Origin of the sequence: Rhodococcus sp. H36-A4 (assembly GCF_027158005.1) — a bacterium.
GTDB lineage: Bacteria > Actinomycetota > Actinomycetes > Mycobacteriales > Mycobacteriaceae > Rhodococcoides.
In genome coordinates, this window is sequence record NZ_JAPVLQ010000002.1 from 120710 (window position 1) to 133536 (window position 12827).

Annotated in this window: 14 protein-coding genes; 12 read left to right on the forward strand and 2 right to left on the reverse strand. The window is 63.5% G+C overall.

What is annotated here, in order from left to right; genetic code table 11:
• Positions 1–153: 153 nt before the first annotated feature.
• The 6 genes from O1W68_RS05430 (at position 154) to O1W68_RS05455 (ending at position 5750) form a co-directional block, all read left to right on the forward strand.
• On the forward strand, positions 154–777 hold the full coding sequence (locus O1W68_RS05430) for a superoxide dismutase (protein ID WP_269301894.1): 624 nt from the start codon (positions 154–156) through the stop codon (positions 775–777).
• A 216-nt stretch (positions 778–993) separates the two neighbouring features.
• Complete coding sequence (locus O1W68_RS05435) at positions 994–1521, forward strand: peptidase (protein WP_269301895.1); 528 nt, start codon at positions 994–996, stop codon at positions 1519–1521.
• A gap of 224 nt (positions 1522–1745) precedes the next feature.
• On the forward strand, positions 1746–2456 hold the full coding sequence (locus O1W68_RS05440; RefSeq protein WP_269301896.1) for a TMEM165/GDT1 family protein: 711 nt from the start codon (positions 1746–1748) through the stop codon (positions 2454–2456).
• A gap of 209 nt (positions 2457–2665) precedes the next feature.
• Positions 2666–3826, forward strand: a complete 1161-nt coding sequence (locus O1W68_RS05445) for a sensor histidine kinase (RefSeq protein ID WP_269301897.1) — start codon at positions 2666–2668, stop codon at positions 3824–3826.
• A complete protein-coding gene (locus O1W68_RS05450) occupies positions 3823–4884 on the forward strand; it encodes a hypothetical protein (RefSeq protein WP_269301898.1) in 1062 nt (353 codons plus the stop codon). Before O1W68_RS05445 ends, O1W68_RS05450 begins: the two co-directional genes overlap by 4 nt.
• A 98-nt stretch (positions 4885–4982) precedes the next feature.
• Positions 4983–5750 (forward strand): SDR family NAD(P)-dependent oxidoreductase, encoded by a 768-nt coding sequence (locus O1W68_RS05455; protein WP_269301899.1) that lies wholly within the window; start codon positions 4983–4985, stop codon positions 5748–5750.
• A 146-nt stretch (positions 5751–5896) separates the two neighbouring features.
• Here O1W68_RS05455 and O1W68_RS05460 read toward each other — a convergent pair whose 3' ends face one another.
• Positions 5897–7504 carry a TM0106 family RecB-like putative nuclease gene (locus tag O1W68_RS05460; RefSeq protein ID WP_269301900.1) on the reverse strand — a complete coding sequence of 536 codons (1608 nt, stop codon included), beginning with the start codon at positions 7502–7504 and terminating at the stop codon, positions 5897–5899.
• Between the two features lie 168 nt (positions 7505–7672).
• Here O1W68_RS05460 and O1W68_RS05465 point away from each other — a divergent pair, with 168 nt between their 5' ends.
• From O1W68_RS05465 to O1W68_RS05490, 6 genes are all read left to right on the forward strand, one after another.
• Positions 7673–8323 carry a DUF6474 family protein gene (locus tag O1W68_RS05465; RefSeq protein WP_269301901.1) on the forward strand — a complete coding sequence of 217 codons (651 nt, stop codon included), beginning with the start codon at positions 7673–7675 and terminating at the stop codon, positions 8321–8323.
• A gap of 21 nt (positions 8324–8344) precedes the next feature.
• Positions 8345–8863 carry a hypothetical protein gene (locus tag O1W68_RS05470; RefSeq protein ID WP_269301902.1) on the forward strand — a complete coding sequence of 173 codons (519 nt, stop codon included), beginning with the start codon at positions 8345–8347 and terminating at the stop codon, positions 8861–8863.
• Positions 8864–8910: 47 nt separating this feature from the next.
• Positions 8911–9585 carry a YcnI family copper-binding membrane protein gene (locus O1W68_RS05475; RefSeq protein ID WP_269301903.1) on the forward strand — a complete coding sequence of 225 codons (675 nt, stop codon included), beginning with the start codon at positions 8911–8913 and terminating at the stop codon, positions 9583–9585.
• A complete protein-coding gene (locus O1W68_RS05480; RefSeq protein WP_269301904.1) occupies positions 9582–10172 on the forward strand; it encodes a copper resistance CopC family protein in 591 nt (196 codons plus the stop codon). The genes O1W68_RS05475 and O1W68_RS05480 overlap by 4 nt, the downstream gene beginning before the upstream one ends.
• 5 nt (positions 10173–10177) lie before the next feature.
• Positions 10178–11104: a CopD family protein gene (locus O1W68_RS05485; protein WP_269301905.1), complete on the forward strand. Its 927-nt coding sequence runs from the start codon at positions 10178–10180 to the stop codon at positions 11102–11104.
• Between the two features lie 226 nt (positions 11105–11330).
• The gene (locus tag O1W68_RS05490; protein WP_269301906.1) at positions 11331–12203 is read left to right on the forward strand and encodes a universal stress protein; all 873 of its coding nucleotides are present in this window, start codon (positions 11331–11333) and stop codon (positions 12201–12203) included.
• Here the strand turns inward: O1W68_RS05490 and O1W68_RS05495 are convergent, their stop codons facing one another.
• Entirely contained in the window at positions 12204–12800 is a 597-nt protein-coding gene (locus tag O1W68_RS05495; RefSeq protein WP_269301907.1) for a hypothetical protein, read from the reverse strand.
• Between the last annotated feature and the right edge of the window lie 27 nt (positions 12801–12827).

Consider the following 12827-nt stretch of genomic DNA (forward strand, 5'->3'; position numbering starts at 1 on the left):
CACACACCGGAATTTATTCCGAAAAGGGGTCCGCGATTACAACGGTTGCGCTAGGGGTACTAATGAGATTGGGTTGAAGCCTACGAATGATCCGAAGTAGGACGAGCGCGCCTGAACCAAGGAAGGCGCGGCGTCGTTAGAGAAGGGAAACACGTGTCCGAGTACACACTGCCCGACCTTGATTTCGATTACTCCGCCCTCGAGCCCCATATCTCGGGCGAGATCAACGAATTGCACCACTCCAAGCACCACGCCGCGTACGTCGCGGGCGCCAACACCGCGATCGAGAAGTTGGCCGCGGCTCGTGAAGCCGAAGATCACGGCTCCATCTTCTTGTTCGAGAAGAACCTCGCGTTCCACCTCGGTGGCCACGTCAACCACTCCATCTGGTGGAAGAACCTGTCCCCTAACGGTGGAGACAAGCCCGAGGGCGAACTGGCCGCAGCACTGGACGACAAGTTCGGTTCGTTCGACAAGTTCCGCGCACAGTTCACCGCGGCAGCCAACGGCTTGCAGGGCTCCGGCTGGGCCGTCCTGGGGTACGACTCCCTCGGGAAGAACCTGCTCACCTTCCAGCTGTACGACCAGCAGGCCAACGTCCCGCTGGGCATCATCCCCCTGCTGCAGGTCGACATGTGGGAGCACGCCTTCTACTTGCAGTACAAGAATGTCAAGGCCGACTACGTCAAGGCCTTCTGGAACGTCGTGAACTGGGCCGACGTCCAGGCACGCTTCGAGGCAGCGACGTCGAAGACTTCGGGACTTATTTTCCCGTAATTTTCGCCCGAACAAGTTTCCGCATGACTGGGCCATTCTCACCGATATCGCGGTGAGAATGGCCCAGACGTGTTTTCCGGCAGTCCCGAGATCATTAGCACTCGCACCGTCTTGTGTGCCAGTGCGTTGCTGATCCATGCTTCTCCTACCCAACGTGGTGTACCTGGGCCCGCTCTGCCGAGCAGAGCGGCTGGAACGACCTTAGGGAGCTACGTGATGGACGATCGAGTGCTCATCGGTGTGTCTCCCTTTCATGCCGGCGGAGAGCTCCGCGGGTTCGTCGTCTCGGGCCGGTGGCCGGACACCACGAAGGAATGGGCTCAATTTCTCGTACTCGCCGTTCGTGTCGCCTCCATGCCCGGTCTGCTCGGAACGTCCACGGTCTTCGGCGTCCGCGAGGAGCTTCCAGACGACCCGGAGCCGGGAAGCATAGGTCTCGTCGTTGCCGAGGGACCGGTCATCGGCGAGATGGCCGTCACACCCGGCAGGTTTGCGCTGCACCAACCGTCGGCGCTTTTCATGCTGCACCCGCCGTCGGAAACCACTCCGACGCTTCCCGAATGCGCTGGAGCCGCATCGGGTTGTGTGCTTCTTCCCGGCCTCCCACACCTCGGCCTCGAGCATCGCGCGGCCTGGGCCGAGGCAGAGTCCGACGGGACTGTCACCTCGTTGGTGAGCAGGATCGGTCTCGATCCGATCAGCGATCCCGACACTGCAGTTTTGGCAATGCTTCTCGCCTCCTGACTACACCCACACAGAAGTCTTCGGGCATCCAAACTTAGTGCAGCAATGGACATTTGACGCTCACTCTCCTAACCTTGTCCCAGCGAAGGGGAGTAGCCCCCAATCGCTGTGTCGACATACTGGTTTCACGCCCCGGCGGTGTGGCCCGGCACAGTGAACCGCCTCGGACAACCCGGCGGTGGGCGAGACCTTCGGTCATGCAACCGACCGAGGAGTCCTGCTACATGCCGTCCGCGCTGCTTCTCAGTTTCGTGGTGATATTCATCGCCGAGCTCGGAGACAAGTCCCAGCTCATGGCCATGACGTTCGCGCTGCGCTACCGCTGGTACGTCGTCATCGGTGGAATCACCGTCGCTACTACCGTCGTCCATCTGCTCTCCGTTGCCGTCGGCCACTTCCTCGGCCTGTCGATCCCGACGAATCTCATCGCGGTGATCGGCGGCATCGCATTCGTGATCTTCGGACTCTGGACGTTGCGCGGTGACTCGTTGTCCGACAACGAAGGCCAGAAAGCCGGTCGCGTCACGCGTTCCGCATTCCTGGCGATTGCGTCGGCATTTCTCCTCGCCGAATTAGGCGACAAGACCATGCTCGCGACGGTCACCCTCGCCACGGACAACAATTGGATCGGCGTCTGGATCGGGTCTACCGTAGGTATGGTTGCCGCCGATGCGCTCGCAATCGTCCTCGGCGCAGTACTCGGAAAACACCTGCCCGAGAACGTCATTAGAATCGGCGCATCGGTGCTGTTCTTCGTCTTCGGGGTGTCACTGCTGCTCGACGGGCTGTTCCCCGGCACCGCTGCCGCATCGATCGGTGCGGTCACTGTGATCGGAATTTCTACAGCAGTCATTACTGCAGTGATTCTGATGCGTCGCCGTCGAGCACGGGTGTCGCTGATATCGGAACAGGTTACTGGTGTGAACGAGAGGTGAATGCCCATACACTCCCGAACGGAGGGTGTATGGAAAACACAGGAGTGGAGCCTGCGGAACGACCAGGCTCAGCAGGAGTGGAGCCTGCGGAACGACCAGGCTCAGCAGGAGTGGAGCCTGCGGAACGACCAGGCTCAGCAGGAGTGGAGCCTGCGGAACGACCAGGCTCAGCAGGAGTGGAGCCTGCGGAACGACCGGATGGGTCAGGAGTGGAGCATCGGTCGCTGGATCGGTTGCTGCGCATGTTCGGACGGTTCGTCGGTACGGGATATGTCATATATTTTGCGCTGCTGTTCTCCGAGTTGGTGCGGACGGCGAATCTGACGGCATGGTGGTGGCCTCCGTTCGCCGGTGTCACGGTGTTCGGTTCCGGCGTCTTACTGGGTCTGGCAACGTTTTTGACCGATATCCGCTGGACTCGGGTCGCGGCGAGTGTGGCTGCGATTTCGTACCTGGTCGCTGTCTGTACATGGGTTGTGGCGTGGGACGGGATATCGTTCGATGTGGCCGGGCACTATCTGTCGACGTTTCCTGGTCTTGCAACTCTCGCTGCTGCGCTTGTGTGGCGTCCGGGTGTGGTGGCTGCGTATCTGGTTACCGTGGTGTTCGTCATTCAGTGGTCCAATGCACGTGTCCGGCAACCGTTCGTCGAACCGACTTTGTTCGCGGACATTGCTTTCGCCGTCATGTTCTGCACCATTTTCGTTGCCGCTTTGCTCGGTGCGTTGCGCACGGCACGCATTCTCGATGACACCATCGCTGCAACTCAGGCCAATGCTGCGAGCGCCGCTGCTGCGGCGGCCCGTGACGTCGAACGGGAGCGGTTCGACGCGCTCATTCACGACGGGGTGATGTCTTCGCTGCTGTCGGTGGCTCGCCAGGGCCGTACCGAGTCCGTGGCGAGGCAGGCCAGGGCGACGCTCGACCAGATGGATGCATTGCGTAGCTACTCCGTCGACAGTCGGTTCGACAGGGTGAATGCGATCGCGCATCTGCGCGCGGCAGCTACGGACGCCGACGAGTCCGTGTCGATCGAGGTCGGTGGGACGTCCGACCCGGGCACGACGTATCCGGCGGAGGCTGTTCGCGCCACTGGGGCAGCGCTGGCCGAGGCAGTCCGCAACAGCGTCAAGCATGCAGGCGAGGGGGCCTCCCGGATGGTGTCGGTGACTGCCGAGTCGGGTCGGCTTGCAGTGTCGGTGTCCGATGACGGCGCCGGGTTCGATCCCGATTCCATCCCACCGCATCGGCTGGGTGTCGCGGTGAGCATTCACGGTCGGATGCGGCAACTCGACGGGGGGTCTGCCGTGGTCTTCAGTGCGGCCGGTGCTGGGACGACGGTGCATCTTCAGTGGGAAGCGCTCGCGTGAAGTTTCTCCGATGGCCTTCTCATGACGCGGAACGTCAGGACGTTCGTGACCTCCTCGGGATGCGTTCGCGCACTGCATATTTCATTGTCCTTCTGTTCTCTGCAGCGTGCCTGATCAGCGCCGTGACGACAGCGCCACCGGGGGTGAATTTCATTCCGCTGGCGTTGGCTGTCCTCATCAATGTGACCAGTTCACTGGTCTTGCTCACTGCACCGGGAGATCCACTCCCACTGCGGTATTCGTACCCATTGATGCTTTCCGGCCCGGTCGCGCTGTGGCTGGTCTTCGCGGTGATACCCGTCCCGGCAACCAATCCGCTGCAGACGTGGCCGCTCGGCGCATCAGTGGCGATTTACACGTTCATGTGCGTTCGGGGCAGGACATTGCTGGCCTGGATCGGTCTCGTCTCGCTCATCGGGTCCTCGGTACTGTGGGCCGTGGTCCGTGGCCAGGGCGCGGCGTACGGGTTGTCCTTCAGCCTGATCAACGCGGCACCGTTGCTGATGTCGACGTTCTTCGCATTCACCATTCGTCCGCTTGCACGGTCGATTTTCGAACTACGCCGCCAATCCACGATGAGGATCGCGACCGAGGCCGCTGCGTCGGCGGTCCTCGAGGAGCGCGACGCGCAACTGGAACGTCTGGACGAGCTTGCTCGGCCCCTGCTCGAGCGGACGGCGGCCGGTCCCGACCTCGGGCCCGATGAAGAACTGGCGTGCATAGTGCTCGAAGCCGATCTGCGAGATTCTCTTCGTGCTCGCGGGCTCCTCGACTCTCGGCTCCAGGAGTCTGTTCGAGCGGCGCGGATCCGTGGTGTCACGGTGGTGCTCCTCGACGATCGATCCGACGCCTTCCTCGCGTCGGATATTCGTACGGTCATGATGACGTCGGCGGTGGAGTACATCGACCGAATCGAGAGTGGCACTGCGACAGTGCGATTGCTTCCTGCCGGCCGTGAGGTCTTGGCGACCATTCTCGTCGATGGCGAACAGACGTATCGAGTCGAGTACGCGCCTGATGGTTCGTCGACGACACCTGACGAGGATGCGCTTCGCTGACTCGGGTACCTCCTATCTCCGCGTCACGAACGCTCGACGGTTATGGTGCTCACGAGGCACGGGCCACATCGGGCCGCCAACAGCGAAGGGATTCGTCAGTGGAGATTTCGGGAACAGCAGCGCTGGTCACAGGAGGCGCGTCGGGCCTCGGGGCTGCGACGGCCAAGCGTCTCGCCGATGCGGGCGTCACGGTATTCGGCCTCGATCTGGCTCAGTCCATCGAGCGTGCGGGTGACAGCGTCCCGGCCGGGGTGACGTTGATCCCTGCCGACGTCACGAGCGAGGCCGAGGTCGAGGCGGCTCTGGACAAGATTGCCGAAGCGGGCGTACCGCTCCGCATCGTGGTGAACTGCGCCGGCGTCGGCTGGGCAGGACGCATTTTGTCCAAGAAGGGCCCGCACGACCTGGAGCTCTTCCGCACGGTCATCACCATCAACCTGCTCGGCACGTTCAATGTCATGCGTCTGGCTGCCAATCGGATCCAGTCGCTGTCCACGGTCGACGATTCGGGTCAGCGCGGTGTGATCGTCAACACCGCATCGGTGGCAGCGTTCGAAGGCCAGATCGGACAGATCGCGTACACCGCCTCCAAGGGTGGCGTACACGCGATGACGATCACCGCCGCACGCGACCTGGCTCAGTTCGGTATTCGCGTCAACACGATTGCACCGGGCATCGTCGACACTCCGATGCTCGCGGGCGTCACCGAGGAGTACCGCAAGGGCCTCGAGGCGAGCGTTCCGTTCCCGTCGCGCCTCGCTCAGCCGTCCGAATACGCACAGTTGGTGCAGATGATCGCCGAGCACGATTACCTCAACGGCGAGACCATCCGCATGGACGGCGCGATTCGTATGGCTCCGCGCTAATTCGATCGCTTCAATGGTCCACTCATACGATTAGATAGCTACAGGGCGCCATTCAAGCGGTGGGCGGAATTTTCCCCCATCGCTTGAATGGTCCGCTCATACGATCAGATAGCTACAGGGCGCCATTCAAGCGTCCGAGCCCGCGGTCAGACTGCCGCGCGCAACGATTCGAGTGTCGGGATCTCGATCTCGGCTCGATCGCTCATCCATTCGCGGAGCACCTTCGTTGCCCGGACGTCGTCCTCGTTGTAGACCAACAGGCGTTCGCGCTGTGTCGCATCGGGTTCGGCGTCGTAGCCGACCGCCTCGCGGTACCACCCCATCGATGCCTCACCGCCGGCCTCGGCGTCACGCCATTCGAAGCCTGCCACGGGTGCAATCTTCTTCAGGCCCTTGCCATTCGGGCAGATGAACTGATCACTGACGGCCTGATAGATATCGACCCACTGCTCGCTGTCGATGAACTCGCGAATCTCCGCCTCGGACGGTACTCCACTGATGTTGCCGAAGCGTCGTGCCGAATCCAGTAGCCACTTGTCCTCGGCCGCCCGCGAATAGCAGTACGCCGCGAATGTCTTGCCGCGCAAAGCAGCGTCGGCCCGTTTACCCATGAGCCAGGCCCAGAATTCGGCGAAGGAACGCCCCTCGTCCACGGTCGGAAGGGGATCCCACGTGACGAAGCCGCGGTACTCCGCCGGCGGCCCGCCCTTCTCCGTCAGCAACGTGCCCCACATGTAGGCGCCGTGTTCCTGGTAGCTCTCCATGTCCACGTCGACCTCGACGTCGGCGCGGTGAACCGACACCGTGTCCGTGCGACGCAACAGGGGCACTCCGGCTCGCCAGGCAGTCGCGGCTGCTACGGCATCGGTGAAACTGCCGAACGGCCAGTTGTCGGGCTCGGGGCCGGAGAAGTCGGCCAGTTCGTCGATTGTGGACACACCCTGCTCACGCAGGGCATCGGCCCGCATGCCCGATGCCACCAGGCTGACATCGCGATTGGCGACCAGTTGCGGACGGCAGTCCGTCCACCACGGGCACGATCGACACTCACTGACTTGCGAGGGCACGGTGAAGCTCTCCCCCCGAGCGACGGAGAGCCGGTCGAGGAATCGGGCGTCGTATACGTCGAACACGGTGGTCAGGTCATGAACGAGGATGCATTCTGCGCGGTAGCCGATTGCACCACCTTCGGCGTTCGGGCTGGCGATGCCCTCGAAGTCGAGCATGCGGTAGAGGTGCGCGAGACGCAGTTGATCGCGGAGTTGGCTACGGACCTTCCTAGTCTCGTCCACCACGGGCGCCCATTCGATCAACGGTGACGTGCGCGCCCCGCGACCGGGGTCGGTGACCTTGTGATTGACCACGATGATCGGGAGGTATCCGCCGTCGACGGGATCGAGCATCAAAATCTCGCTACGCCCGCGTCGTCCGGTTGTCCGTTCGATCGGTAGGACGGCATTCCAGATCCATGGGACGCGGCGTCGGCACGCGGCCATCGTCAGTTCCGATGCGGTGCGGGCATCGGGCGCCTCGATCTCGGTCCACCCGTCCAAAGCCTCCGACAGACTGGATCTGATGGCGTCGCGCTGCGCGCGGGCTGCTTCACGGCGTTGACGAACCCCTGGATTCTCCGGTTCCTGCCGCAGCAACGCCGAGTAGGCCGTGTCCAGATACAACCGGTGTCTGCATCGCGTCAGCGACCCGGCATCGATGAGCACCGATGCCCCTCGTTCCACTGCGCGTTGGCTCGTCACGACCCGAGCCTATGTCCCCGTACCGACAGCAATGACACCGAGCGACGACGAAGCTGCGCGAAGTGCGGGGCGCAGATGTTCTCGGAGCCATCCGTACCGATAGGCTGTGTCAAGCAATTGTGCGCGCGCCGCGCCGAACCGCCGAAGTTGACGTAAGGGGCCTTGTCGATGGGTTTGTTCCGTAAGCGCAAGGGTCGTGCCACTCGTAAGGCCGAAGCCAAGGCGCTCAAGCACAAAGCGACGTTGGAAGCGAAGTTCGGCGCCAAGAACGAACGCAAGCAGCTGAAGTCGATCGCGAAGGCACAGGGCAAGCTGAACGCGGTGGAGGCCAAGTCCTCGAAGAACGTCGAGAAGGCTCAGGTTGCGACCTTGAAGGCGCAGCAGAAAGCTGCGATGCAGGGCAAGTTCTCGGCGGCTCAGGTCCGCAAGTACATCGGTATTGCGCGGGTGTTGATTCCGGTACTGACGCCCATCGTCTACCGGGGTGCAGCCCTCGTACGCGGCAAGCTCGACGAACGTAAAGCCTCGCAGCTCGGCATCAATCCTGCCGAGCTCGGCCAGTACACCGGTTACGGTGCCAAGCTCAGCGCCCGTATCGCCGGTGCCGAGAAGTCGCTGGAGAAGGTCACCTCCGGCTCCGGTGATGCCGAGACGACCAAGTTCGCCGACGCCATCTCCCAGCGACTCACCGACCTCGGAACCGCTGTGCGCACGTCCGAGCAGATGCCGGCACCGCGTCGCAAAGCTGCCCACAATGCGATCTCGGCCGAACTCGACGGCATCGAAGCAGACCTGCTCGCCCGCCTCGGCGTCCGCTAGCACCCGAATTCACCGATCCCGATGACCACACCGGCAGCCTCACTTCGCGGCGGAGCTGTCGGTGCCTTGACGGTCACACTCGCCGTCGCGGCCCACGGCGGCGCGGGCGGCGGTTATCCGAGCGGGTCGGCATTGATGTTCCTGTTGGTCGTCGGTGTGGGTGTGGGTGCGCTCGCGACGATGCCCGCGCCGGGAATGGTCCGCCTTCTCGGTGGGCTGATGATCGGGCAATTCGCCGCTCACTTGGCGCTCGCGGCCGGAAGCCCGCAGGAGATGACGCACAACCACTCGGTGCTCCCGAGTGCGTCGATGCTTGCCTTCCACCTTGCGGCCTCGACCCTTGCGGCAGTTCTCGTCTGCACGGCCGAGAGGTTGTACGGGCCGATCACCTCGATCGTGCGCGCAGTTCTCGACCCACCACTCCCCCTTCCCGATACGTCAGCCGGTGGGTACGTCGGGGCGGTCGGGTTCGAGCTGTCTCCGCAGCACCGATTCACGACGTCGATCTCGAGGCGTGGGCCACCCGATTCGCTGCGGTAAGCGAGTCGAAGAGATAGGCCACACACCCTTTCGAGAAGGAATCCTCCATGAACAGCTTCATTCGTCGTGCCTCGATCATTGCAGGCGCCGCTTCGTTGGCACTGGTAGTCGGGACAGGCGCGGCTTCCGCGCACGTTTCTGTTGTTGCGCCGGGCGCCGAGCAGGGCGGGTACACAGTTCTGACGTTCCGTGTTCCGACCGAATCCGACACTGCAGCAACGACGTCGGTGAAGGTGGAGCTGCCGGGTCTGAACTCGGCACGCACACAGCCCATTCCGGGATGGACGTCGACGGTCGACAAGAACCCTGAAGGTCTCGCCACTGCCGTGACCTGGACGGCAAGTCCCGGCTCCGAGGTCGGTCCGGGACAGTTCCAGCAGTTCCTGCTCTCTGCGGGCCCACTGCCGGAGCAGGAGACGGTCAGTTTCCCGGCGACGCAGACCTACACCGACGGCAAGGTCGTTGCCTGGAACGAGGAGCCTGCTGCCGACGGCAGCGAGCCGGAGTACCCGGCGCCGTCGGTGACTCTCGCGGCCGCTGATGCCTCCGGCGACGGGCACGGACAGGCAAGCGCGGCGGAGACCAGCTCGGACACCGCGGAAGCAAGCACCGAGTCGGGGTCGGACAACACGGCCCGTTGGCTGGCAGGTGTCGCACTCGTTCTCGGTGCGCTCGGCGCGGCGCTCGGAATCGGTGCAGCAGTGCGGGGACGCCGGTCATGAGGAAGCTCGTCGTTGCCTTGCTCGCGGTGTCGGCACTGATTCTCGGCGCACCGATCGCGTCGGCGCATTCGATCGTCACCGGATCGAGCCCTGAGGAAGGTGCCGACATCGCAGCGGGACCTGCTCAGGTGTCCGTCACCTTCAACGAGACGCCGCAGTCCCAGTTCGCGACGCTCAATGTGGTTGGGCCCGATGGCAACTTGTGGTCCAAGGGCGATCCGCGGATCGAGGCGCAAAGCATCGTCGTCGACGTCGGCGAGCTCGGTCCGGCAGGCCAGTACACGGTGGCATACCGGGTGACCTCGGCCGATGGTCATCCCATCAGTGGGACGCGTACGTTCACCCTCACCCAGGAGGGATCGGGCACACCTGGTGCGGCCGCAGACGCCGATGCGGGTGCCGATGCATCTTCGGAGTCCGACGGGGTTCCGCTGTGGCCGTTCTTGATTGTCGGTGGGCTGGTGTTCGGCGGTGCTCTCGCCTACGCACTGCGTAAGCCGAAGGACGAGCGGAAGCCGAAGGACGAGCGGAAGCCGAAGGACGAGCGGAAGCCGAAGGACGAGCGGAAGCCGAAGGAAGACAGCTGAGCGTAGTGCGCGAGTTCCGCCGGAGGTGGATGCTCGCAGCGGCGGTGTCGGGGATCCTCGGGGTGGGTGCGGCCTGGTTGCTCGCCCATCCCGAGGGCCCCGATCCGTCGGCAGTGGTCCGGGTGCTCGCCGATTGCCTCGGAGCCACTGCATTGGGTCTCGCGCTGCTGCGCACCGAACTGTTCCCGGTGCGCAGCAGGCCCACGGTATGGCGGCAGGTCGCTGCCGTCGGGGGTCTGTGGACCGTCGCGGAAGTCGCATTGTTGGTCGATGCCGCCGCCGAGTCTTTCGGCGGCGGCATCACTGGGCTTCCGATGGCCCAGTTCGGTACTTATCTCACCGATATCACCGTCGGTCGTCTTGGAGTCGTGACGGTGTTGTGCACCGCGATCGTGTCCGGTTACGCGCTGCTCGCCTATCGACGCGGGAGTGATGTATCCCCGATTCCCATCGTGGTGTTCACCGTGATCGCGCTCGTCGCGCGGCCGATCACCGGTCATATGTCACAGCAGTTGTTCGGCGGATTGTTCGCCGCGGTGCACACGGTTGCTGCCGCGGTATGGCTCGGGGTTCTGGCGGCAATGGCGTCGACTCTTCGGGCGAAGGGCGCATGGGCGACGACGCTTCCGATCTACTCGCGGCTCGCCTGGTGGTCGGTATGGATATTGGCGGTGAGTGGGACGGTGAATGCAGCGGTCAGGATCGGCGGGTTCGGCGCTCTGTTGGACACCGGTTACGGACGCATCGTGTTGGCGAAGACCGTCGTGCTGATTCTTCTCGTAGTGCTCGCACGCCGAATTCGGTTGACCTGGCTCGTTTCTGCCGCAGCGCATCGAACGAAGGCAGATGAGTCGATCGTCCGCGCGGCTGTGCACGTGTGCGTCACTGCCGTCGTGTTCGGTCTAGCGGCGGCTCTCGCCACGACAGCATGACCACGGCTTCGGGATTACACGAAAAGTTTTACAGCACCGGCAATCTCGCCGGTTCCGTTGCTCACATAGCTGCTTCATCGCGACCCTGGAGTGCAACTGAAGGGCTAGGCTCGAAGTGTCCGAAAGCCCATATATCGGGGTCGAGGAACAGCGGTGTCGGTGACACCTGGTCCAGTCGGGGGCTGGGACACGGCGCCGAGTGAAGCTATGAAGGAGCGAGAACCTTATGAGCACTGTGTTGCCTGTGGTTGCTGGAGTCGACGGGTCGCCTGCCTCGCTGGACGCGGCGGTGTGGGCAGCGAACGCCGCGAAGCGCCGTGGCTTGCCGCTACTGCTGGTGTCGGTCACGCCGGTCTCACCCGGTGTTCTCAGTGTTCTGGTGCCATTGCCGCAGGAGTTCTACGACGACCAGCGCCAGTTGACGACAAACGTATTGCACGAGGCTCTCACGCGGGTGCGCGCAGAACTCGGTGACGACGCGCTGGTGATCGACACGAAGGCAGTCACCGGAATGCCGGCGGCGGAGTTGCTGGCGTGTTCGAAGCAGGCCGCAACGATCGTCACGGGCACACGTGGGCTCGGAGAGCTGACCGCTGGGTTGGCCGGCTCGGTGAGCTCGGCGCTGATCGGGCATGCGGGGTGTCCGGTAGTGGTAATCCACGGCGGCAAGCCACAGTCGAACGCCAGCGCAGGCCCGGTAGTGGTCGGAGTCGATGGCACCGACAACAGTGTCCCGGCAGTGGCGGCCGCGTTCGAGGAAGCGTCACTGCGCTCGGTTGACTTGGTTGCAGTGCATGCCTTTTCGGACGTGCTGTTGGCGTCGTGGTTCGAGGACGATTGGGTGTCGATCGAAGAGGCGGAGCGTGCGGTGCTCTCCGAGCAGCTCGCCGGCTACGCCGATCGGTATCCGGATGTGAAGGTACGTGCGGTGGTGTCGAAGGACCGTCCGGTGAACTCTCTGCTCGAGCACGCCGACCAAGCGTCGTTGATCGTGGTCGGTAGCCGCGGGCGGGGTGGATACATGGGCATGCTGTTGGGTTCGACCAGCCGCGCGATCGTGCATACCGCCGAAGTGCCGGTCATGATCGTCCGGCACTGACTACAAGTGTTGGCGACGAAGGTGTTCGAGAAACTCTCGACGTGAGTCGCGGCCGGCCTGTCGTTGTCGAGCAGAGGCGTCGAGGTGGGCGCGTAATTCGATGTGCCAGCGGCGGGTTGCAATGTTGATGCGATCGGCCAATGTCGTCAATTGGGTAAGGGTCGCGGTGATGGCGGCGTCGACGTCGTCACCGCGGAGATGATCGCCCGAGATCGTCAGGACGAACAGCGGCCCAGCACGGAACAGATGATGCGAGATTACTCCGTGAACACTCGCATGAAAGGGCGGTGAGTCTGTGGGGCGGTAGTTCCACAGAAAATGCGGGCCGGTGACAGCGATGTCGACGACCACCCGGGGTCGGTGGTGGGATTCGCCGTCAGCTGTCTGGACGAGGGCATCACCCGGTCGGGCTTCGGAGAGCTCACTGCGACGGGGTACGCCCAGGGGTTCGAGGGCGAACTCGGTGCTTACATGGTCGATGGCGGCGGCGGGGTCGGCCATGAAGCGGGCCTCGTCGATGTTCTCCAATGCCGCGTGGGCAGATGCGAGGCGCTCCCTCAGGAACTGCTCGAGATCGTTGTTTTGAAGTCCGCCCACGCACTGATCATGCCTCGAGTTCGCACC

Excerpts from the sequence above, each read along its gene's own strand:
- O1W68_RS05440 (WP_269301896.1), top strand. The coding sequence starts at position 1,746 with ATGCCGTCCGCGCTGCTTCTCAGTTTCGTGGTGATATTCATCGCCGAG.
- O1W68_RS05470 (WP_269301902.1), top strand. The coding sequence starts at position 8,345 with ATGACCACACCGGCAGCCTCACTTCGCGGCGGAGCTGTCGGTGCCTTG.
- O1W68_RS05435 (WP_269301895.1), top strand. The coding sequence starts at position 994 with ATGGACGATCGAGTGCTCATCGGTGTGTCTCCCTTTCATGCCGGCGGA.
- O1W68_RS05475 (WP_269301903.1), top strand. The coding sequence starts at position 8,911 with ATGAACAGCTTCATTCGTCGTGCCTCGATCATTGCAGGCGCCGCTTCG.
- O1W68_RS05465 (WP_269301901.1), top strand. The coding sequence starts at position 7,673 with ATGGGTTTGTTCCGTAAGCGCAAGGGTCGTGCCACTCGTAAGGCCGAA.
- O1W68_RS05490 (WP_269301906.1), top strand. The coding sequence starts at position 11,331 with ATGAGCACTGTGTTGCCTGTGGTTGCTGGAGTCGACGGGTCGCCTGCC.
- O1W68_RS05480 (WP_269301904.1), top strand. The coding sequence starts at position 9,582 with ATGAGGAAGCTCGTCGTTGCCTTGCTCGCGGTGTCGGCACTGATTCTC.